The sequence below is a fragment of the Lachnoanaerobaculum sanguinis genome, from assembly GCF_033242365.1.
GTDB lineage: Bacteria > Bacillota > Clostridia > Lachnospirales > Lachnospiraceae > Lachnoanaerobaculum > Lachnoanaerobaculum sanguinis.
Map to the genome: position 1 here is coordinate 1 of NZ_BTHK01000049.1, position 673 is coordinate 673.

Consider the following 673-nt stretch of genomic DNA (forward strand, 5'->3'; position numbering starts at 1 on the left):
GCTGTCCACAATGTTCAAGCTCTTCATAGAGTTGTTGAAGTTTTGGCTTTCTCTTGCCCTTTCCGTTAACAAATACAATACCTTCTCCGTCAGCAATAACCATAAGATTTTTCTGAAGCTTAAGTATTTCAATAGGTGAACAGTTATCAATCTCTATAATACGGTTATTAGATAACTTTTTATGTTTTGTAATCTTTCTTTTTCTGTTCTTTTCAATAACATCTCTGACTTTATCAATTCCGTCAATCACAAACATCTGTGCATTTCCAAGCTCGTACTTCTCCCCAAAACTGTTATCTTGTAAAAAAGAGTTATAGTCTGAATAAAGCTTATCAATAGAATCCAGAAGACCTGCAAGATGATAATTAATGCTTCCACGCCATACAAAAGTATAACGATTGGCATTAGCTTCTATTTTCGTTCCATCGATAAATAATTCTTTTAATGTTACAAACCCTTCTTTTTTTAATCGTCTCATAAACTGATAGTTTAAGTCGTCTAGGATATCTGAAGTAAGTTTCTTACCTTTAAAATCATAAAAGGCATCTCTTTTAGGCTTCCTCCCTTGAGTAAGCCAGATAAAAGCAATATCTCTTTCGCATAAATCTACAATACGATCAATAGAACGAATTCCTCGCATATTTGCATAAGTAATAACTGCATACATCATGAT

General features: G+C 33.0%; 1 protein-coding gene. It reads right to left on the reverse strand.

What is annotated here, in order from left to right; translation table 11 throughout:
- Positions 1–673, reverse strand: a 673-nt coding sequence (locus SBH76_RS13470) for a transposase (RefSeq protein WP_432706870.1), incomplete at both ends; no start/stop codon positions are given.